Origin of the sequence: Corynebacterium sp. UMB4614, from assembly GCF_030217065.1 — a bacterium.
Taxonomy (GTDB): Bacteria; Actinomycetota; Actinomycetes; order Mycobacteriales; family Mycobacteriaceae; genus Corynebacterium.
In genome coordinates this window covers 181,306-202,115 of the sequence record NZ_JASONC010000002.1, presented here as the reverse complement: position 1 = coordinate 202,115, position 20,810 = coordinate 181,306, and the positions used below count along the sequence as shown (strand labels likewise).

17 protein-coding genes are annotated in these 20,810 nt (G+C 65.7%); 14 read left to right on the top strand and 3 right to left on the bottom strand.

The features are described from left to right. Positions 1–2: 2 nt before the first annotated feature. Together mqo and cobA are read left to right on the top strand one after the other, a co-directional pair. The gene (gene mqo, locus QP413_RS02015) at positions 3–1,490 is read left to right on the top strand and encodes a malate dehydrogenase (quinone) (RefSeq protein ID WP_284780312.1); all 1,488 of its coding nucleotides are present in this window, start codon (positions 3–5) and stop codon (positions 1,488–1,490) included. A gap of 108 nt (positions 1,491–1,598) precedes the next feature. Beyond that, positions 1,599–2,636: a uroporphyrinogen-III C-methyltransferase gene (gene cobA / locus QP413_RS02010; protein ID WP_284780310.1), complete on the top strand. Its 1,038-nt coding sequence runs from the start codon at positions 1,599–1,601 to the stop codon at positions 2,634–2,636. Positions 2,637–2,677: 41 nt separating this feature from the next. Here the strand turns inward: cobA and QP413_RS02005 are convergent, their stop codons facing one another. Beyond that, entirely contained in the window at positions 2,678–3,592 is a 915-nt protein-coding gene (locus tag QP413_RS02005) for a YaaA family protein (RefSeq protein WP_015381558.1), read from the bottom strand. Between the two features lie 56 nt (positions 3,593–3,648). On the opposite strand from QP413_RS02005, the gene QP413_RS02000 reads away from it, so the two are divergent. Continuing rightward, positions 3,649–5,427, top strand: a complete 1,779-nt coding sequence (locus QP413_RS02000) for a proline--tRNA ligase (protein WP_284780308.1) — start codon at positions 3,649–3,651, stop codon at positions 5,425–5,427. 88 nt (positions 5,428–5,515) lie between these two features. On the opposite strand, the gene QP413_RS01995 is transcribed toward QP413_RS02000, so the two are convergent. Then, positions 5,516–6,589: a hypothetical protein gene (locus QP413_RS01995; protein WP_284780306.1), complete on the bottom strand. Its 1,074-nt coding sequence runs from the start codon at positions 6,587–6,589 to the stop codon at positions 5,516–5,518. Positions 6,590–6,758: 169 nt separating this feature from the next. On the opposite strand from QP413_RS01995, the gene rimP reads away from it, so the two are divergent. The 8 genes from rimP (at position 6,759) to QP413_RS01955 (ending at position 15,869) form a co-directional block, all read left to right on the top strand. Continuing rightward, positions 6,759–7,349, top strand: coding sequence for a ribosome maturation factor RimP (gene rimP / locus QP413_RS01990; protein ID WP_284780304.1), 591 nt, complete (start codon positions 6,759–6,761; stop codon positions 7,347–7,349). Positions 7,350–7,376: 27 nt separating this feature from the next. Then, entirely contained in the window at positions 7,377–8,405 is a 1,029-nt protein-coding gene (nusA, locus tag QP413_RS01985; RefSeq protein ID WP_284780303.1) for a transcription termination factor NusA, read from the top strand. A 219-nt stretch (positions 8,406–8,624) separates the two neighbouring features. Next, the gene (locus QP413_RS01980; protein WP_284757628.1) at positions 8,625–8,984 is read left to right on the top strand and encodes a YlxR family protein; all 360 of its coding nucleotides are present in this window, start codon (positions 8,625–8,627) and stop codon (positions 8,982–8,984) included. Between the two features lie 188 nt (positions 8,985–9,172). Further along, a complete protein-coding gene (infB, locus tag QP413_RS01975) occupies positions 9,173–11,968 on the top strand; it encodes a translation initiation factor IF-2 (RefSeq protein WP_148811649.1) in 2,796 nt (931 codons plus the stop codon). Positions 11,969–12,117: 149 nt separating this feature from the next. After that, complete coding sequence (gene rbfA, locus QP413_RS01970) at positions 12,118–12,549, top strand: 30S ribosome-binding factor RbfA (protein WP_070759044.1); 432 nt, start codon at positions 12,118–12,120, stop codon at positions 12,547–12,549. 89 nt (positions 12,550–12,638) lie between these two features. Further along, positions 12,639–14,009 (top strand): MATE family efflux transporter, encoded by a 1,371-nt coding sequence (locus QP413_RS01965; protein WP_284780301.1) that lies wholly within the window; start codon positions 12,639–12,641, stop codon positions 14,007–14,009. A 165-nt stretch (positions 14,010–14,174) separates the two neighbouring features. Further along, complete coding sequence (locus QP413_RS01960) at positions 14,175–15,119, top strand: metallophosphoesterase (protein WP_070760783.1); 945 nt, start codon at positions 14,175–14,177, stop codon at positions 15,117–15,119. Between the two features lie 3 nt (positions 15,120–15,122). Next, positions 15,123–15,869, top strand: coding sequence for a 4'-phosphopantetheinyl transferase (locus QP413_RS01955; RefSeq protein WP_070760781.1), 747 nt, complete (start codon positions 15,123–15,125; stop codon positions 15,867–15,869). Here QP413_RS01955 and truB read toward each other — a convergent pair. Beyond that, positions 15,866–16,876, bottom strand: coding sequence for a tRNA pseudouridine(55) synthase TruB (gene truB / locus QP413_RS01950; protein ID WP_284780299.1), 1,011 nt, complete (start codon positions 16,874–16,876; stop codon positions 15,866–15,868). The two genes, QP413_RS01955 and truB, sit on opposite strands and share 4 nt — an antisense overlap. Here truB and QP413_RS01945 point away from each other — a divergent pair. The 3 genes from QP413_RS01945 (at position 16,868) to QP413_RS01935 (ending at position 20,746) form a co-directional block, all read left to right on the top strand. Beyond that, positions 16,868–17,896, top strand: coding sequence for a bifunctional riboflavin kinase/FAD synthetase (locus QP413_RS01945; protein WP_284780298.1), 1,029 nt, complete (start codon positions 16,868–16,870; stop codon positions 17,894–17,896). The genes truB and QP413_RS01945 overlap by 9 nt on opposite strands. A 96-nt stretch (positions 17,897–17,992) precedes the next feature. Further along, entirely contained in the window at positions 17,993–18,262 is a 270-nt protein-coding gene (gene rpsO / locus QP413_RS01940) for a 30S ribosomal protein S15 (RefSeq protein ID WP_070759039.1), read from the top strand. A gap of 210 nt (positions 18,263–18,472) precedes the next feature. Next, on the top strand, positions 18,473–20,746 hold the full coding sequence (locus tag QP413_RS01935; RefSeq protein ID WP_187441024.1) for a polyribonucleotide nucleotidyltransferase: 2,274 nt from the start codon (positions 18,473–18,475) through the stop codon (positions 20,744–20,746). The last annotated feature ends 64 nt before the right edge of the window (positions 20,747–20,810 follow it).

Genomic DNA, 20,810 nt, shown 5'->3' with positions numbered 1-20,810 from the left:
CCGTGGCAACGAATAGTTCTCAAAACGATACCGTCGACGTCCTGCTGGTTGGCGCCGGCGTCATCTCCACCACCCTGTCTGTGATGCTGAAGCAGCTGCAGCCGGAATGGAGCCAGCTGATTCTCGAGCGCCTGGACACCCCGGCCGCCGAGTCTTCTGACCCGTGGAACAACGCAGGCACCGGCCACTCCGCGCTGTGCGAGCTGAACTACACGCCGGAGGTCAACGGCAAGATCGACGTCTCCAAGGCCGTCGGTGTCAACGAGAAGTTCCAGGTCTCCCGCCAGTTCTGGTCCCACCTCGTGGAGAACGACATCCTGGGCGAGCCGTCTGAGTGGATCAACCGGGTTCCTCACGTCTCCTTCGCTCAGGGCATGGATCAGGTGGACTACCTGAAGGCCCGCTACGAGGCCCTGAAGGATAACCCGCTGTTCCCGAACATGAAGTTCTCGGACTCGGAGACGAAGTTCCGCGAGTTCCTGCCGCTGATGGCAGAGGGCCGCGACTTCAACACCCCGACCGCGATTTCCTGGTTCGAGGAGGGCACCGACATCAACTACGGTGCGCTGACCCGCCAGTACGTCGACGCCCTGACCGCCGAGGGCGTCGAGGTGCGTTACGGCAGCGAGGTCGTCAACCTCAAGCGCGACGGCGCGAAGTGGAAGGTCTCCGTCAAGAACCGCCACACCGGCGATACCTCCGTCGTCACCGCCAACTTCGTCTTCATCGGCGCCGGCGGCATGGCACTGCCGCTGCTGCAGAAGGCCGGCATCCCGGAGATCAAGGGCTACGGTGGCTTCCCGGTCTCCGGCCAGTGGCTGCGCTGCACCAACGAGGAGCTCATCGAGAAGCACGCCGCGAAGGTCTACGGTAAGGCCTCTGTCGGTGCCCCGCCGATGTCCGTGCCGCACCTCGACACCCGCGTAATCGATGGTAAGAAGGGCCTGCTCTTCGGCCCCTACGCCGGCTGGACCCCGAAGTTCCTGAAGTCCGGTTCCTTCCTGGATCTGTTCAAGTCCCTGCGTCCGGGCAACCTGCCGTCCATGATCGGTGTTGGTCTGCAGGAGTTCGGCCTGACCAAGTACCTGGTCGAGGAGCTGCTGAAGGACCAGACCGCGAAGATGGAGTCCCTGCGCGAGTACATGCCGGAGGCTAAGGACGAGGACTGGGAGCTGGTCATCGCTGGCCAGCGCGTCCAGGTCATCAAGCCGATCGGCGCTCCGAAGTTCGGCTCCCTGGAGTTCGGTACGACGCTGATCAACTCCAACGACGGCAGCATCGCCGGCCTGATGGGCGCTTCCCCGGGCGCGTCCATCGCCCCGGCTGCCATGCTCGAGGTGCTGGAGCGTTGCTTCGGCGGTCGCATGGCTGAGTGGGCTCCGAAGCTGCGCGAGATGATCCCGTCCTATGGCCAGCGTCTGGTGAAGAACGAGGCTCTGTTCCAGGAGCAGTGGGATCGCTCCCAGAAGGCGCTGAAGCTGGCTAAGTAGCTTCCGCTGCCCGCAGGCCGCCCGCCCGAGAGGATTGCCCTCGGGGCGGGCGGTTTTTCGCTGTGGGTGTTTGAGATTCTAGACCGCTCGGTCTACTATGCTGTGCTTATGAGCATTTCCCTGCGCAACGTCCACGTCCTTGTCCCAGCCGGCAGCCCCGACGCCGAGCTCGTCGCCCAGCGCTGCCGTGACGCAGGCGCCATCGTCACCACCAGCCCTGCCGGGGCGGCGTCGGAGATTGACTGGGCTGCCACCGCCCTCGTCGTGCTCCCGGGCCAGACCCCGGGTGCCACGGAACTGATCACAGCAGCTGAGCAGCACGGCGTGCCGGTCAATAACCTTGGGGGCGGAACCGAGGAAGCGCAGAATGCGGGGGACAGGGGCGGGGAATGCCCTGGCGCGGGAACGGTGACGTTGGTGGGCGGCGGCCCCGGTGGCGAGGGGTTGATCACCGTCGCGGGGAAGCGAGCCATCGAGGGCGCCGACATCATCTTCGCTGACCACCTGGGCCCCTTCAGCCTGGCCGAGGAGGCAGCCGAGCGCGGGGTGGAACTCGTGGACGTGTCCAAGATCCCCTATGGCAAGCAGGTAGCTCAGGAGAAGATCAACGAGATGCTCATCGAGGCTGCTCAACAGGGCAAGAAGGTGGTGCGCTTGAAGGGAGGGGATCCCTTCATCTTCGGCCGGGGACTAGAAGAAGCCGAAGCCTGCGCGGCCGCCGGGGTGCCGGTATCAGTGATCCCAGGGGTAACGAGCGCGACCTCCGCGCCAGCGCTGGCCGGCGTATCGCTGACCCATCGCGGGTGGGTGCACGACATCACGATCGTCTCCGGGCACGTGCCTCCGGGCCACGAGAAGTCGCTCGTGAACTGGGAGGCGCTGGCTGGGCTGACCGGCACGCTAGTGCTGATCATGGCCGTGAAAAACGCCGGGGCGATCGCGGCTGAGCTCATCGCCAAGGGACGCGCTCGCGAGCAGGCGGTGACGATCATCGAATCGGCCTCCATCGACGGCGAGCGGGTCACGGAAACCACTCTCGGGTCCCTTGGGGAAACGATCGACGCGGCAGGAATCAAGCCACCGGCGATCATCGTGGTCGGCCGGGTCAGCGAGCGCCGGATTAAGGGCTTGGCGGCTGCTTTCTAGCTGCGCTAAGTGAGTGTGGGTGGGGGGGGGCGGCTTGCCGCCTATTCGGCCGGAACGATGAGCGTGACCTCGCCGGGGTCACGCACCTCCGTTCGAAAATTCGCCTCGACGAACGCCTCCACGTCACCGATGCGGTGGGCGAAAGCCTCCGCCAGCTCGCCGGTTCCCTGCGGGTCAGCGGGCAGGTGTCCACCGGCCAACGCCAGCTCCCGGGCAACTAGCCCCTTGTAGTGCTTGTTGAAGTGGCTGACGACCTTGCGGCTGCCGTCCGGGTACTCGGATTCCACGCGCAAGCTCACCGCGCCCGGAACTTTTCCGAGGTCCCGGTAACCACCGGAGCGCAGGTCGATGATCCCGCCGCCAGCGCCATCCGTGTCGGCGGCGCGATCCTCCCGCCACCGGGCGAGCTCCTCGCCGATGCGGTTGCCCTCGGCCGGCTTCGTCCACTGGGAACGCAGGGTGCGGGGCTGACCGTCCACGAGCACCTTGGAGCCGGCGGAGAGTCGATAGCGGGGGATCAGGTCGTCGGCGGCGATCACCCCGAAGAGTGCCGAGCCGATCGCCAGCCTTGCACGCGCGTCCGCGGGGAGGGGCAGGCCGGTGCGTTGCCCCGTTGGGTCGAGGGCATCGTAGGCCACCCCGGTGTATCGCTCCACCGCAGGAAGCAGCTCGGAGGAAGCGACGGCGGCGTTGGACTCGTGCTCAGCGTGCTGGGTAGCACGGATCCCGATCATCTTGTCTAAGGAGCGAATCCGCTCTTCTGCGGTTTCTGCAGAACCCGAGTTCTTCGACAGTGCTTCTTGGGCTGCAAGGAAACTGCAGCCCATCTCCTCAAGGGTGCTGAGCAGGTGTTTTCTGGTTGGCGCTAACCCGGGAAAGGCCAGCTGATCCACGGCGACCGGGCCGGGGCGGCCACCCGCAGTTTTGCTTTCCGACGGAGGCAAGATGATGAGCATGAAAACATGCTAGCCGGTGGCGTGCTGCGCGGGTGCGGGGCTGTAGGCTAAGCATCATGATTACCCGCATGTCCTCCCTCTTCCTGCACACGCTGCGTGACGATCCAGCCGATGCAGAACTCGCCAGCCACAAGCTGCTTGTCCGCGCTGGCTATATCCGCCGCGTCGCACCGGGCGTGTACTCCTGGCTGCCCATGGGGCTCCGCGTGCTGCGCAAGGTCGAAAACGTTGTCCGCCGCGAAATGGACGCCATCGGTGGCCAGGAGCTGATGTTCCCCGCGCTGCTGCCGAAGGAGCCCTACGAGGTCACCGGGCGCTGGGACGAATACGGTCCCGAGCTCTTCCGCCTCAAGGACCGCAAGGAGGCGGACTACCTACTCGGCCCCACCCACGAGGAGCTGTTCACCTGGCTCGTCAAGGGGGAGCTGAACTCCTATAAGGATTTCCCGAAGGTTCTCTACCAAATCCAGACCAAGTACCGCGATGAGGCCCGTCCGCGCGCCGGCATCCTGCGTGGCCGCGAGTTCGTCATGAAGGACTCCTACTCCTTCAATATGACCGACGAGGGGCTGGACGAGTCCTACCAGCTGCACCGTAAGGCCTACCAGCGGATCTTCGACACCCTCGGCATCGAGTACGTCATCTGCTACGCGACCTCTGGCGCGATGGGTGGCTCAGCCTCGGAGGAGTTCCTGGCGGTGGCCGCGGACGGCGAGGACACCTTCGTGCGCTCCACGGAGTCCGACTACGCCGCCAATGTGGAGGCGGTCGTCTCCATTCCGCCGGCTGAGGAGTCGGTCGAGGACAAGCCGGAGGCGGTAAGCCACGAGAGCCCTGGAGCCGACACCATCGAGACCCTCGTGGAATGGGCCAATGAGGCGGGCCTGACCGTCGACGGGGCTCCGGTGACGGCGAAGGACACCCTCAAGTGCATCGTGTGCAAGGTCACCCGCCCAGGCGAGGATGAGGACGGTAACCCGTACGCCCCTGAGCTCACCGGAGTGCTCGTGCCGGGCGACCGCGAGGTCGACATGAAGCGTCTCGAAGCCTCCCTGGAGCCGGCCGTCGTCGAACTGGCCGATGATGAGGATTTCAAGAAGTACCCCTTCCTCGTCAAGGGCTTCGTTGGCCCCCGCACGTTCGCGGATAACGACCTGCGCGTGCTCGCCGATCCCCGTGTGGTCAAGGGCACCGCCTGGATCACCGGCGCGGATGAGAAGGATCGTCACTACTCCAACCTCGTCGCAGGCCGCGACTTCACCCCGGATGGCTACGTTGAGGCCGCCGAGGTTCGGGAGGGCGACCCATCCCCGGATGGCAAGGGTGTGCTCACCCTGTCGCGCGGCATCGAGATCGGCCACATCTTCCAGCTGGGCCGGAAGTACACCGAGGCCTTCGACGTTCAGATCCTGGACGAGAACGGCCGACGCACCGTCCCGACGATGGGCTCCTACGGCATCGGTGTCTCCCGCCTGCTGGCCGTGGTCGCCGAGCAGATGCACGACGAGAAGGGCCTGCGCTGGCCGCACAGCATCGCCCCCTACGACGTCCACGTGGTCATCGCTAACAAGGACGAAGCCGCGGGTGAGGCTGCACGCGAGCTTGTCGAGGCACTGTCGGATGCGGGCTTGGAGGTGCTCTTCGACGATCGCCCGAAGGTCTCCCCGGGCGTGAAGTTCAAGGACTCCGAGCTGCTGGGCATGCCACAGGTCGTGGTCGTTGGGCGCGGCTTCGCCGAGGGCATGGTCGAGCTGCGAGATCGTCTGAACGACGAGCGTTCCGAGATCGACTACGCGGACGCCGTCGACGTCATCACGAAGGCAGCCCGGGCCTAAGAACCTGCCCCACGCCAGCGGGGTAGGCGTGGGGCAACCGGTGGGGGTGAGTTCAGCGGGTTACGCAGAGCACTAGGCGGGGGCGTTGCTAGTCCCCACCTCGCAGGACCACTGCTTCGGGCCCAAGCCCCTGGGCCAACTCCAGCTGGCCCTGGGCACGGCTCAGTGCTGCGCACGCCTGCGCCAGAGCCACCCGCAGCGGCCCGGTCTCGGCGCGGCCAGCGAGCAAGCGTAGCTGGGAAAGCGGGGCGGCGAGTGCGGCGTGCAGGAAAGCGGGGGGCTCCTTGGCGCTCGCGGGGGCCTTGGTGGCCTTCGATACGCCGAAGCCAGCAGGGGGCTCGTAGGCGCCTTCTGCGTCCTCAGACTTCTCGGCGTGCTCGTCCGCTGCGGGCGTAATCATCGCGGTGACGACGTCGCGGGCCAGGCGGGCGCCATCTCCGGCGGCCGCCAGCGGCTTGCGTGCAGAGCCATCATCGGCCGCCAGCGCGACCCCGGCGGCCTGGATCGCCCCGTAGACGGAGTCCAGGGCTTCCTTTAGGTTTTCACCAAGGGCCTTGGTGTTCCCGCGTCCCACGATCTCGGGGTCCTCGAGCAGCTCGGCGATATCCTGGCGTTCTGGTGCTCCCGCGACGGGCGCAGTCGCGCCGTAGAGGCCGGCCAGCAGCTGAGTCTGGAACTCTTGTCGGGTCACGGTGCGGCCTTCGGAGTCCTTCTCGTGGGCATCCGCGTTGGGCAACTCCGGGCTTTCGATGGCGCCCAGCAGCTCGCGCTGGATTCCGGCGAAGAGCTGTTTGCGCTCAGCGGCAGAATCGCTGCCCTTGTTGTCGCCGCCGCTCCGGGGGTTTTCGGTGGTGGGTGACGTGTTGCTGGAGGTGGGGGAGTCGTCGCTGCCACCACCGTCTGCGGCCTCGAAACTGCACTGTGGGTCCCGCTGGCCTTCATCGTCGGTGCCGCACTGGCGCAGGAATTCCTTTTCGAGAACCCCGATCTGGCGGCGGATGAATTCCTCTTCCTCAGCGTCGGCCCGATTCAGAGTCGAACGCATCACTGCTGCGATGGAACGCAGCTGGTCATTGGGCTCGAAGCCGCCGCGCACGCGGTTGAGCGCCTCCGAGGCCTCGTCGATGCCACAGGCCGAGAGCAGGCCTGTTGCGAGAGCCACCCCCAGCCCCGCGACCCCCGCTTTGAGCACGCCACGCCGAGTGAGGGCTGGGGTGGCGCGAGAGCGCTCGGGGAGGTGGAGGCGTTGATTCTGAGGAGAGTCCGGATTCACAGCCACTATGGTGCCACACATTCCGCTGGGCACCGTACTGGCGGGTAGGGTGCAAGGCATGGCAACCCCTCTTGATGAAAAGCTCCGCGCACTGGCCGCCGACGAGGCGATGAAGTGTGGCCTTGATGTGGAAAAATTAACCTTTACCCGGGCCGGGGCGAAGTCCAGCGTGAAGATCGCTGTGGACGCTGACGACCGGCCGGATCTTGACCTGCTCGAGGAAGCTTCCCAGCTGATTGGCGCTGCGTTCGATGCAGCTGAGGCGGCACAGGAGATTGACCTCGGTCCAAGCTATACCCTCGAAGTGACGACCCCAGGTCTGGACTTCCCGCTGCGCGACGCCCGCCACTTCCAGCGCAACCTTGGCCGACTCGCCAACCTTGCGGGAGGGGGCAAGGGGCGTATCGCGGGAGTCGAGAATGACGAGGTCGCGATCCTGCCCGTGGCGAAGAAGAAGGCAGGGAAGAAGTCCCAGGGTAAGAAGGCGGGGAAGCAGACCCCACAGGCTCCGGTGCGGATTTACCCGCTCGCCGAGCTTGCCGGGTCGACCATCGAGGTTGAATTCTCGCCCGCTCCAGCAGCCGAGCAGGAATTACTCGGATTGACCATGGCCGAGTACCATGAGCTCGCAAAGAGTGACGAAGCCTAAGCGACAAGAAGTCGATGAGGAGTACAAGTGAATATTGATCTTGCTACGCTGCGCGCCATCGAGCGGCAGGAGGGCGTGCCGGTCGACGAGCTGATCCACGCCATCGCCAACGGCCTCAAGGAGGCCTACCGCAACCAGAGCGCCTTCGCCGGCGAGGTGGACGTCCAGATTGACCCCACCTCTGGTGCAGTGGCGATCTACCAGGTGGAGCGCGACGAGGAGGGCAACGTCACCGGCCGGTTGGACGAGACCCCGGAGAACTTCGACCGCACCACGGCGCTGGCGATGCGCGAGGCGATCCGCCGCCGGATCGGGGGAGCTCGAGTCCAGCAGCGCTACGACGAATATTCGTCGATCCGCCACACCATCGTCTCTGGCGTGGTCACCCGCGACGCACGCGCAAACGAGCGCGGCATCACCGTGGTCCACATCGGTACCGAGGCGGACGGCATCGACGGCCAGATCCTGCCCGCCGAGCACATCCCCGGCGAGGTGCTCAAGCACGGCACCCGCGTGAAGGCCTTCGTCACGGACGTCATCAAGCACGCCGACCGCAACGTGCAGATCAGCCTGTCGCGCACCCACCCCGAGCTGGTTCGCGGGCTGTTCGAGCTCGAGGTTCCGGAGGTCGCCGACGGCTCCGTGGAGATCATGTCCATCGCCCGCGAGGCAGGCCACCGTACGAAGATCGCAGTCCGCGCCACGATCAAGGGGCTCAATGCCAAGGGTGCGTGCATCGGCCCGCGCGGCCAGCGCGTGTCGGCCATCATGGGTGAGCTCGGCGGCGAGAAGATCGACATTATCGACTACTCCGACGACCCGGCGCAGTACGTGGGCAATGCGCTCTCGCCCTCGAAGTTCGTCTCCTCGACTGTGATCGACGCAGAGCAGCAGATCGCTCGCGTGGTCGTTCCGGATTACCAGCTCTCGCTGGCGATCGGTAGGGAGGGGCAGAATGTTCGCCTCGCCGCGCGTCTCACCGGGTGGAAGATCGACATTAAGTCCGACGCCGCGCCAGAGGAGCACTCGGCTGGCGAGGGCGAGCAGGCGAACTAGCGCCGCTGAAGTTCAACGTGGGGGAGGTTCGCTAGGGTGGCCCCGCCGGATCCGGCGGGGCCACGAGTCATTGAGGGGTGGGATAACGGGGATCGGCGCAGGGAACTGTCACAACGCTGAAATGGGGGTGGGTTAACCCCTAACAGGCTTTTCACGTAGACTGGGGGCTGGTCAACGTGCTGGACCACGCATTTGTTGTGCTCGAGAGAAAGTGAGCTTGTGGAGGACCGAGCGAAACGCGAAGGCTCGCACGCCGAATCGGCTGCGGACCCGGCGCTCGCGCGGAAGACCACGGCGCACGTCGCACTGCGCACGTGCATCGCCACGCGAAAGGTGAAGCCCACCGCCGAGCTCCTACGGTGTGTAGCCCAGCACAGCGACGACGGGACAACCCGCATCGTGCCAGATTTTCACGGCCGGCTCCCGGGCCGTGGCGCGTGGCTTAGCCCCACCGCAGAGGCCCTCGAGAAGGCCATCGAACAACGGCGATTCCACCGCGCCCTGCGATTGGGCTCAGTGACGCCGGACTTCGAGGAGTTATGGGCGGTGCTGGGACGCGAGGGGTCTCAAGAACATTGACCCGCCGCGTTGAGCGTTCCATGGACAGTTAACGATTTATCAGTTGACGGAGCCCGACATGTTTGAAAGCACTCTGAACTGATGAGCGCACGATGAAGCGGCATCAGCGATGAACCAGAAACGTTAAAGGGAGCCGGACGTAGCCTTTCCGCATAAGGCCACCGGCTCCGAGATATCGAAGGAGAGTAGTGGCCGGAAAGCTACGTGTACACGAGCTTGCGAAGAAGCTCGGTGTGACCAGCAAGGAACTCCTTGCAACCCTGAAGGAACAGGGAGAATTCGTTAAGACAGCCTCCTCCACCGTGGAGCCCCCTGTCGTCAAGAAGATGAAGCAGTTCTACGGCGTCGCGCAGGAGTCCAAGCCGACGACGCCGCCGTCCCCGCTGGCTCAGGCTGGTAGTGTTCCGGACAGCACCCAGCGTGGTCCGAAGCCGGGTGCCAAGCCTGCGGCGAAGCCGAAGGCTGCACCGAAGCCGGGTACCGCGGCAGCCAAGCCAAGCGCGAAGCCAAGCCCTGCTGCTGCAGCGAAGGCTGCACCGGCAGCGAAGGCGACCCCGACCCCGGCTGAGGCTGCGCCAAAGCCGGGCCAGGCTGCACCGAAGCCTGCCGCGAAGCCGGGTCAGAAGCCAGCTCGCGCCGCGGGCAAGCCGGGCCCGAAGCCAGGTCCGAAGCCGGGCGCACGCCCGCAGCGGGTTGCTAATAACCCGTTCTCCTCCACCACCGAGCGCCCACCGCGACCGCGTGGCGGAGCCACCCCTGGTGACATGCCTCGCCCAGGTGGCACCCGTGGCGGCGCCGGCCGTGGCCAGGCACCACGCCCGGGCGCTCGCCCGGGCCAGGGTCAGGGCCGTGGCCAGGGCACCGCGAAGCCGGGGGCAGCACGCCAGGGCGGCGGCCGTCGCCCATCCCCGGCGATGATGCCAGCCACCCCGAGCCCGGGTCAGATGCCCGCCAAGTCCGGAGCCGGTTTCGGCGGCGGTCGTGGCCGTGGCGGCCGCCCAGGCGGTCCAGGCCGCCCAGGTGGTCCGGGACCACGTGGCGGTCGCGGCGGACGTCGTGGCGGCACCGCAGGTGCATTCGGCCGTCCGGGCGGCCCACCGCGCCGTGGCCGCAAGTCGAAGCGTCAAAAGCGCAATGAGTACGAGGCAATGCAGGCACCGAAGGTCGTGGGCGGCGTTAAGCTGCCGAGCGGCAACGGTGAGAAGATTCGCCTCGCTCGCGGCGCCTCCCTGGCCGACTTCGCGGACAAGATCAACGCTGACGCAGCAGCACTGGTGCAGGCGCTGTTCAACCTCGGTGAGATGGTGACCGCCACCCAGTCCGTCTCCGACGAGACCCTGCAGCTGCTGGGCGACGAGATGGACTACAAGGTCGAGGTCGTTTCCCCAGAGGACGAGGACCGCGAGCTGCTCGAGTCCTTCGACCTGCAGTTCGGTGAGGACGAGGGCGATGACGAAGACCTCGCCCAGCGCCCGCCGGTCGTCACCGTCATGGGTCACGTCGACCACGGTAAGACCCGCCTGCTGGACACCATCCGTAAGGAGAACGTTGGCTCCGGCGAGGCCGGTGGCATTACCCAGCACATCGGTGCTTACCAGGTCAGCGTGAACATGGAGGGCGTCGAGCGTCCGGTCACCTTCCTGGATACCCCGGGTCACGAGGCCTTCACGGCAATGCGTGCTCGTGGTGCGAAGTCCACGGATATCGCGATCCTCGTCGTTGCTGCTGACGACGGCGTGATGCCGCAGACCGTCGAGGCGATCAACCACGCCAAGGCCGCGGACGTCCCGGTTGTGGTCGCGGTGAACAAGATCGATAAGCCGACCGCACAGCCGGACAAGATCCGTGGCCAGCTCACCGAGTACGGCCTCGTGCCGGAGGAGTACGGCGGTGACACGATGTTCGTTGACATCTCTGCGAAGCAGGGTCAGAACATCGACCAGCTGCTGGAGGCCGTCCTGCTGACCGCCGACGCGTCCCTGGATCTGCGCGCTAACCCGGACATGGACGCCCAGGGTGTCGCCATCGAGGCGCACCTCGACCGTGGCCGCGGCCCGGTCGCGACGATCATCGTCCAGCGCGGTACCCTGCGCGTCGGCGACTCCATCGTCGTCGGCGATGCCTACGGCCGCGTCCGCCGCATGATCGACGAGCACGGCAACGACGTCCAGGAAGCTGGCCCGTCCCGCCCAGTCCAGGTTCTCGGCCTGACGAGCGTGTCCGGTGCCGGCGATAACCTCCTCGTTGTTGACGAGGACCGCACGGCCCGCCAGATCGCGGACCGCCGCGACGCCCGCCGTCGTAACGCGCTGGCAGCCCGTTCCCGCAAGCGCGTGTCCCTGGAGGACTTGGACGAGGTGCTCAAGGAGACGAGCACGCTCAACCTCATCCTCAAGGGCGACAACGCCGGTACCGTCGAGGCACTGGAGGACGCCCTGCTGAAGATCGAGGTCGACGACGAGGTCGCGCTGAACATCATCGACCGTGGTGTCGGTGCTGTCACCGAGACCAACGTCCACCTGGCTGCGGCCTCCGACGCCGTGATCATCGGCTTCAACGTCCGCTCCGAGGGCAAGGCCACCGAGGCGGCCAACGCCGAAGGCGTGGACATCCGCTACTACTCGATCATCTACAAGGCGATCGAGGAGATCGAGGCTGCCCTCAAGGGCATGCTCAAGCCGATCTACGAGGAGAAGGAGATCGGTACCGCGGAGATCCGCCAGATCTTCAAGGCTTCCGCCGTCGGCCTCATTGCAGGCTGCATGGTGGAGACCGGCAAGGTTCGCCGCAACGCCAAGGTTCGCCTTGTCCGCGATGGCAAGGTCATCTCCGAGGACGCGACGATCGACTCGCTGCGCCGGGAGAAGGACGACGTCACCGAGGTCTCGCACGGTTACGAGTGCGGTATGGTGCTGTCCTACCCGAACATCGAGGTCGGCGACCGGATCGAGGCCTACGAGATGGTCGAGGTCCCTCGCGACTAACTGGTCAACATCGGTTAGCTAAGCTGGGCGATTGCTAGCCCGCCGCAATCCCGGAAACGGGGGCGGCGGGGCAGCGCCCGGCTTTTGCCGTTTTTACATCACTACCCGGCGGGACCGTGAAGGCCCCGCCCGAAAAGGAGTGCCACATCATGGCTGATAATGCTCGCGCGGCGCGCATGGCCAAGCGCATCCAACAGATCGTCGCCGTCGCCATCGAGCGGGAGATCAAGGACCCACGCCTGGAGTACGTGACCATCACGGACACCCGGATGACCGGCGACCTGCACGACGCCAGCGTGTTCTACACCGTCCGTGGCGCATCCATCGACGAGGAGCCGGATGTTCCGCTGGCTGCCGCCGCGCTGGAGAGCGCCAAGGGGCAGCTCCGAAAGATCGTGGGCGACCAGCTCAGCGTCCGCTTCACGCCGACCCTGAGCTTCGTGCACGACACCGTCCCGGAGGCGTCCGCTCACATGGAGAAGCTGCTCGCCGAGGCTCGCGCGAAGGACGAGGCCGTGCGTGCCCAGGCTGCCCAGGCCAAGCCGGCGGGCGAGGCTAACCCTTATAAGGAGCGCGACTAGCGCTGCCTGCGCAGCCCCAGCGCCCTGACCGGGTGCCGGGTGCGCGCGGAAGAAAATTCGCCGAGAAGAGGATCTGAAGGAAAGCCACGGTGCAGGAGCCCACAACGCTGCGGGAGTTCGAGGACGTCGGAACCCGAAAGATCCTCGCGCTGGCCTGGCCGGCGCTCATCGTGCTGGCAGCCACCCCGCTGTACCTGCTGCTGGACACCGCTGTCGTCGGGCGCCTGGGGGCGACCTCCCTGGCTGGACTCGCGACGGGTGCGGTGGTGCTGAGCACCGTCACCACGCAGCTGACCTTTCTTTCCTACGGCACCACGGCCCGCGCCGCGCGGCACTTCGGGGCAGGGCGCACCACCGATGCTGTCTACGAGGGCATTCAGGCCTCCTGGATCGCACTCGGCGTTGGGGCGGTGCTCGCGGTGGGCCTGTTCTTTTTCTCCCCGACCATTTCCCTTGCCTTATCCGGAGACGCCGAGGTGGCGGCCGAGGCCACCAACTGGCTTAAAGTCACCAGCCTGTCGGTGATTCCCGCGCTGTTCATCATGGCGGGTAACGGCTGGCTGCGGGGACTGTCCAACACGCGGCTCCCGCTCTATTTCACGCTGGCCGGGGTCATCCCCATGGCTGTGACTGTCCCACTGGCCGTACGCCGCTGGGGGCTTGTGGGATCCGCGATCGCGAACGTCGCCGGTGAGCTGATCATCGCCGCGTGTTTCCTGGGGGCGTTGGTGTTTCACTGGCGCAAGTTCGGGGATCACCGCTCGATGCGCCCCAACGGGAGGGTGATCCGCACGCAGCTGGCGATGGGGCGTGACCTCATCGCCCGGTCTCTGTCCTTCCAAGCGGCATTCCTTTCCGCAGCGGCGGTGGCCGGGCGGATCGGAGCCCCGGCGCTGGCCGCTCACCAGATTCTGCTGCAACTGTGGAACCTCGTGTCTCTGCTGCTGGATAGCGTCGCGATTGCTGCCCAAGCCTTGGTGGGGGCCGCCTTGGGCGCTGGTTCGGCGCGAGCGGCCCGCTCCGTGGCACGCCAGGTGTTGAAGTTTTCGCTGGGGGCTTCGGTGGTGCTGGCGGTCTTCTTCGGGCTGGGGTCGCGGGCGGTTCCCCATCTCTTTACGGCCGACGCTCCCGTGCTCGATCAGATTGGTGGACCGTGGTGGGTCTTCGTTTCCATCATCGTGATCGGCGGAGCCGTCTTCGCATTGGACGGGGTGCTGCTGGGAGCCGCGGACGTGGCATTCCTGCGCAATGCCAGTATCGCGGCGGCTGTCATCGGCTTCATTCCACTGGTCTGGCTGAGCCTCGCTTTCGACGTCGGCCTGATCGGGGTATGGGCAGGGTTGGCTGCTTTCATGCTGATCCGTTTCGGCGCGGTTCTGTGGCGCTACCGCGGTGACGCCTGGACGGTGAGCGCTGATCAGCGGGAGGAGCGAGGCACCCAGGGCGCCACGGCAGCCTAGGGGAGGGGAGAGGCCCAAGCGGCTGACCTTGCTCTTTCTTGAAGCCACGGTGAGGCAACGTAGGGTTGAGTTTTCTAGGAACTTTCCTCGGCAATATGATTTAAGCGTGGCTGGACGACGATAAAGTCGCGGGCCGGATAACGACGGACGATGAAGGTGGTGGGCATGCAGGGCGCAGATGATTCGCTGGCAGCGCAGCTCGCCTACACCGCCGCCGTCGCCGGCGGTGCGGGGGAGGAAGAGACCCGGGATGCGGTGACTCTGTGGGCCGTCAGCGACCTGCACGTGGGTGCGCGCGGCAACCGCGATCTCGTCGTCGACCTGGTGCGGCCCCGCAACCCCGAGGACTGGCTGATCGTGGCAGGCGACGTCGCCGAAGACCTGGACGTGGTGATCGACGTGCTGGCCGAGCTTCGGCAGCGCTTCGCCAAGGTGATCTACGCGCCCGGGAACCATGAGCTCTACGCCCGTGCAGGGCACGGGCCGGTGGGAAAAGCGAAATACGAGGAGCTCATCCGTCGTTGCCGGCGCATTGGGATCTACACTCCGGAGGATCCGTACCAACAGTTCGCTGGGCACACCATCGTCCCCCTGTTCACTCTCTACGATCACTCCTGGCGCGATCTGACCGACACCCCGGAGGAAGCGATTGCCAAGGCGCACGCGCAAGGTCTGGTCTTGAGTGATTACTACATGATCCGGCCTTTCGTGGATGTCCCGCTGTGGTGCCGGGAGCGCCTGGCCTATTCGGTGCGCCGCCTGGGGCAGGTCACTGGCCCCACCGTGCTCGTGAACCACTGGCCCTTGGCGCAGGAATCCTTGCGGCGCGTGCGATACCCCGAGATCGGGCTGTTTTCCGGCACCCGGCACACCCAGCAGTGGGGTAGGCGTTATCGCGCGGCAGCTGTCATTCACGGGCATCTTCACATACCTTTAGGTGTTGAAGTTGATGGTGTGCCTCATGTGGAAGTTTCCCTGGGCTATCCGAGGGAACGGAAGCGCAGCTTGCCCCCGCGGCAAAAGCTTGAGCTGTGGCCCTATCCAGTCATCTGCGTCCCGCACACATCTGGTCCACAAGCTGGTTTCGAGGAAAGGCGAGGAGGGAAGTAGGCAATGTGGAATGACGTTGTGATCTCATTGCATCAGACGGAGCCGATTCAGGCCTACGACCACCAGTTCCAGCGGGTGCCCTCCCTGCTCCAACCCGGGCGCCTGCTAAGTGGGGTGCGGTGCGTCGAGTACCACTCCTCGGCCGAAAACCTGCGCAACTACCACGGTCTTCCCGTCGTGGAGCAGGAGCTCGTCGCCACCGCGGTGGACCGTCGCAAGGCCGAATTCGGGGACTCCCGGTGGTGTGCCCACCGCGCGATGGAGCAGTTCATCCCGGACCAACCGATTCTTCGTGGCCACCGGGGGATGCCGGAGTTTCCAGCCCCGGTTGTCGGCTCGATGACGCACACCACCGGCTACCGGGCGGCCGTGGTGGGGCGCGCCAGCCGCTGGAGTTCCTTAGGCATCGACGCCGAGCCGCTCACTCCGCTCCCGGAGGGAGTGTTCGCAACGATCGCGAGCCCGGAGGAGCGTGCAGGCCTGCGGCGACTGTCCCGCCGCCTGGGCCGTGGACACGATGGCCAGGGCTCCCTGGGGGTGGTGCTCTTCTCCGCGAAGGAGGCGGTGTACAAGGCCTGGTATCCGCTAACCCAGCAGTTCCTGGACTTCGACCAGGCACGCATCGAACTCCGCGAGGACGGGAGCTTTAAGGCTCGGTTGCTCGTCGGGAACGCTCCGGTTCCCGCCATTGAGGGCCTGTGGTCAGCAGCTGAAGGCTACGCGCTGACGATGGCGGGCGTGCGCGCCTAAACCAACCCGTGGGGTCGGGCGACGAACTCGCTGGCCGCACGCCGACCCTTCTCCTTAATCAGCGCGATCGCGTGGCCCTGCGGATCCACAGCAGCGTGAACCCCCTTCAACCCGATTGGCTCCAGCCACTTACCCAGGGCGAGGTCCGCTGCCTGCTCTTCGGTGATCGGCCGGGTGGGGAAACAGACCTGCATTGCAGCATCGAGGCTCAAGCTCAGCTCCGGGGTGTCGGCAAGCTCCTCGAGGGTGACGGCCTCAGCGATATCGAACGGGCCCACGCTGGTGCGACGCAGCGCGGTGAGGTAGCCGCCCAACCCTAGTGCCTCGCCGACGTCGCGCGCGATGGCTCGGATATACGTCCCGGAGCTGCAGTGGACGCTGACATCGACCAGCCAGCGAGGTCCCTCGGCGGTCTCTTCGCGACGGACATCGGAGAAGCTCAACGAGTGGATGGTGATCGGGCGCGGTGGAATGTCGACTTCCTTGCCCTCCCGGACCAGCTCGTGGGCGCGGCGTCCGTTGATCTTGATGGAGGACACGGAGGTCGGCCGCTGCATGATCTCCCCTTGGAATTCCGCGAAGATCTCGCCGAGCCGCGCGGTCATTCCCTCAGCGGTGAAAGAATCGATCTCGGCCGTCTCCGCGGTGTGCAGCACCTCACCCTCGACGTCGTCGGTGACGGTCCTGGCTCCGAAGGCCATCGTCGCCTCGTAACGCTTATCGTGCGTGACGACGTGGGCGAGGAACTTCGTACCCCGCTCGATGCCCAGCACCAGCACACCGGTGGCCATGGGGTCCAGGGTTCCGGAGTGGCCGACCTTCTTGGTGCCCATGATCCGGCGAACTTTCGCGACCATATCGTGGCTGCTCGCCCCGGCAGGCTTGTCGAGGATGATCAGCCCGGAACGGTAGAGCAGGCTAGGGGTTCCCGACGGCCGATCGGTGGCGGGGACCGCCTGGTCGCCAGAATGCTGGGTGCTTTCGGAAGGGGAGTGCTTTTGAGCCATGGCGCCAGTCTATGGGTTAAGATCCCCAACGTGAGTATCTGGTACGGGCTTGATCGTGTTCCCCACAACCTCGAAGGCGCAGCCGTGACAATCGGTGTGTTCGACGGCGTGCACCGCGGGCACCAAGAGCTGATTAACCGAGCCGTGGCCAAGGCCAAGGAGCTCGGCGTCCCCGCGGTGATGTTTACTTTCGACCCGCACCCGACCGTGGTCTTCCAGCCGGAATCCGTTCCGAAGCTGTTGGGCACGGTGGAGGAGCGCGCCCAGCTGGCAATGGATCTCGGAATCGACCACGTCGTCGTCCAGGCCTTCACCCCGGAAATCGCTTCCTGGTCCCCAGAGGAATACATCGACCGGGCGCTGCTCGACACGCTGCGGGCCAAGCACGTCGTGGTGGGGGAGAACTTCACCTTCGGCCACAAGGCCTCTGGCACCCCCGACACGCTGCGTGAGGTCTCCCAGCACCGCGACTTCACGGTGGACGTGGTGCCACTGCTTTCGGAGGACGACCACACGGTCTGCTCCACCTGGATCCGCCAGCGCATCGCCGAGGGGGACATGGAGTCCGCGACGGAGGCGTTGGGCCGCCCGTTCAGCGTGGAGGGCGTGGTCACCCACGGCGCGGGCCGGGGTGGCCGGGCGTTGGGCTTTCCTACCGCCAACCTGTACTTCCCGGATATCTACGCGCTGCCCTCCGATGGGGTGTACGCCGGTTACCTGGAGATCCTGCCGAACCAAGCAGAGCTGTCCCACCAGGGGCTGAGCGACAAGGTGGGCACCATGCCGGTGGGGACCAAGCTTCCCGCGGCGATCTCCGTGGGCACGAACCCGACCTTCGGCCACGAGCCGCGCAGCGTCGAATCCTTCGTTCTCGACCACGAAGCCGATCTCTACGACTTCGAGGTCCGCGTCAGCTTCGTCTCCCGAATCCGCGGCCAAGAGAAGTACGACTCCCTCGACGAGCTCATCGCCGCCATTGACCGCGATGTGGCAGCTACCCGCAAGGCTGTGCTAGGGTAACTCGGTCAGCGACTGCGGTTCGCGGTAGTCGCGCGGACTGCCTTCGGGCAGTCTTTAAGAATCTTTAGCGCGGACTGAAATAACAAGGAGTTATCCATGGCACTGTCCAAGGACGAGAAGGCAGCAACTCTTAAGGAGTTCGGCCTGCACGAGACCGACACCGGTTCCCCGGAGGCGCAGGTTGCTCTGCTGAGCGCCCGCATCTCCCAGCTCACCGAGCACCTGAAGGACCACAAGCACGATCACCACTCCCGTCGTGGTCTGCTGCTGCTGGTCGGTCGCCGCAAGGGTCTGCTGAAGTACCTGGCTTCCACCGACATCGAGCGCTACCGCTCCCTGATCGAGCGCCTGGGCCTGCGTCGCTAAGAGCGATCGCATCCGGAGGTGGTTTCCGCCCCCGAGGCTCTCAGTAGCTTTCCGACCCCGTCTGCGTGTCACACGCGGGCGGGGTTTTTGCTGCGCGCGTGCTAGGCTCGTCGGTGAAATATTGACCGACTTCTAAGCGCCCCTTCGGCACCGATGATCTGAAGACTGCAACGGGCGCTACTTGTGATGAAAGGCCGTGGCACACACGCTATGAGCTCCAAGAAAAATAATCTTCCTAAGAACGTCTCCGTTGAGATGGTCGACCCGGACGCAGGGATCTGGGAAGCAACCGCAACCATCGACAACGGCGACTTTGGTTCCCGCACCCTCCGCCTCGAGACCGGCCTGCTGGCTCGACAGGCGGACGGCGCCGTCACCGCGTACCTGGACGAGGACACGATGCTGCTGTCGACGACGACGGCCTCCCGTTCCCCGCGCGAGGGCATCGACTTCTTCCCGCTGACCGTGGACGTCGAGGAGCGCATGTACTCCGCTGGCCGCATCCCGGGCAGCTTCTTCCGTCGCGAGGGTCGCCCGGGTACGGACGCCATCCTCGCTGCCCGCCTCATCGACCGCCCGCTGCGTCCGACCTTCGTCAAGGGGCTGCGCAACGAGGTGCAGGTCGTCATCACCGTGATGTCCATCGACCCGAACGAGATGTACGACGTCCTCGCCATCAACGGCGCGTCCGCATCCACCCAGCTCTCCGGCCTGCCGGTGTCCAGCTCTGTCGGTGGCGTGCGCATGGCGCTGGTCGTCGATGAGGAGCACCCGGAGGGGCAGTGGGTGGCCTTCCCGACGCGCGAGCAGGTGTCCCAGTCCGTCTTCGAGCTGGTCGTCGCCGGTCGCGTGACCGAACCGGCGAAGGGCGGCCGGGGCAAGAAGTCCCAGCCGAATGTCGCCGTCATGATGGTCGAGGCAGGGGCTACCGACAATGTCGTCGAGCGCATCGCCGAAGGTGCTCCGGCACCGACCGAGGCAGTGGTGGCCGAGGGCATTGAGGCCGCTAAGCCGTTCATCGCGACCCTCTGCGCCGCTCAGGACGCGCTGCGTGACGCGGTGGACACCGAGTCCCGCGAGTTCGAGCTCTTCCCACCGTTCGACGAGGATGTCTACTCTGCCGTCGAGGCCGAGTGCGATGCTGACGTCGCGCAGATCATGACGATCGCCGATAAGCAGGAGCGCGACGAGTCCCTCGCAGAGAACATGCAGGAGACCGTCGATGCGCTGATCGAGCAGTTCCCGGAGCGTGAATCTGAGATCCGTGCGGCTCACAATGACCTGACCCGCACCATCGTGCGCCAGCGCATCCTGGAGGACGGCTTCCGCATCGACGGCCGCGACCACACCTCGATTCGCGACTTGGGCATCGTGGTGCAGCTGCTGCCGCGTGCCCACGGCTCCGCCCTCTTCGAGCGTGGCGAGACCCAGATCCTCGGCGTGACCACCCTGGACACCCTGAAGATGGAGCAGACCATCGACTCCCTGGGGCCGGAGACTTCCAAGCGCTACATCCACCACTACAACTTCCCGCCGTACTCCACCGGCGAGACCGGCCGCGTGGGCAGCCCGAAGCGCCGCGAGATCGGCCACGGTGCCCTGGCGGAGCGCGCCCTGACCCCGGTGCTGCCGTCCCGCGAGGAGTTCCCGTACACCATCCGCCAGGTCTCCGAGGCTCTGGGCTCCAACGGCTCGACCTCCATGGGCTCCGTGTGTGCGTCCACGCTCTCGCTGTACAACGCCGGCGTGCCGCTGAAGGCGCCGGTGGCCGGTATCGCGATGGGCCTGGTCTCCGGCCTCGTCGATGGCAAGGAGAAGTTCGTCAGCCTCACCGACATCCTCGGTGCGGAGGACGCCTTCGGCGACATGGACTTCAAGGTCGCCGGTACCTCCGAGTATGTCACCGCCCTGCAGTTGGACACCAAGCTCGACGGCCTACCTTCCGAGGTGCTAGCTTCCGCGCTCGGCCAGGCGCGCAGCGCCCGCCTCGAGATCCTGCAGCTGATGGAAGATGCCATCGACACGCCGGACCAGATGAGCGAGCTGGCGCCACGCATCACGAAGATCTCCATCCCGCAGAACAAGATCGGTGAGGTCATTGGGCCGAAGGGCAAGACCATCAACCAGATCACGGAGGAGACCGGCGCCAACATCTCCATCGAGGACGACGGCACCGTGTTCGTCTCCGCCGTGGGTGGCGAGGCCGCCGAGGCTGCGATCGAAAAGATCAACGCGATCGCCAACCCGCAGCAGCCGAAGGTCGGGGACCGTTTCCTCGGCACGGTTGTGAAGACCACCGCCTTCGGTGCCTTCATCTCCCTGCTGCCGGGACGCGACGGCCTGCTGCACATCTCGAACATCGGCGGCGACCGTCGCATCGAGAAGGTTGAGGACGAGCTCAACGTCGGCGACAAGATCCAGGTCGAGATCGCCGATATCGACAACCGGGGCAAGATCTCCCTGGTTCCGGTCGACGAGGATTAAGCGCTTAGACGCTTGAAGCGGGCACCACATCACGCGGTGCCCGCTTCGTCTTATTAGTCTTGAT

Bases quoted from the DNA above. Each gene is read 5' to 3' on its own strand.
- cobA (WP_284780310.1), top strand. From the start codon at position 1,599: ATGAGCATTTCCCTGCGCAACGTCCACGTCCTTGTCCCAGCCGGCAGC.
- QP413_RS02005 (WP_015381558.1), bottom strand. From the start codon at position 3,592: ATGCTCATCATCTTGCCTCCGTCGGAAAGCAAAACTGCGGGTGGCCGC.
- QP413_RS02000 (WP_284780308.1), top strand. From the start codon at position 3,649: ATGATTACCCGCATGTCCTCCCTCTTCCTGCACACGCTGCGTGACGAT.
- rimP (WP_284780304.1), top strand. From the start codon at position 6,759: ATGGCAACCCCTCTTGATGAAAAGCTCCGCGCACTGGCCGCCGACGAG.
- rbfA (WP_070759044.1), top strand. From the start codon at position 12,118: ATGGCTGATAATGCTCGCGCGGCGCGCATGGCCAAGCGCATCCAACAG.
- QP413_RS01960 (WP_070760783.1), top strand. From the start codon at position 14,175: ATGCAGGGCGCAGATGATTCGCTGGCAGCGCAGCTCGCCTACACCGCC.
- QP413_RS01955 (WP_070760781.1), top strand. From the start codon at position 15,123: ATGTGGAATGACGTTGTGATCTCATTGCATCAGACGGAGCCGATTCAG.
- truB (WP_284780299.1), bottom strand. From the start codon at position 16,876: ATGGCTCAAAAGCACTCCCCTTCCGAAAGCACCCAGCATTCTGGCGAC.
- rpsO (WP_070759039.1), top strand. From the start codon at position 17,993: ATGGCACTGTCCAAGGACGAGAAGGCAGCAACTCTTAAGGAGTTCGGC.
- QP413_RS01935 (WP_187441024.1), top strand. From the start codon at position 18,473: ATGAGCTCCAAGAAAAATAATCTTCCTAAGAACGTCTCCGTTGAGATG.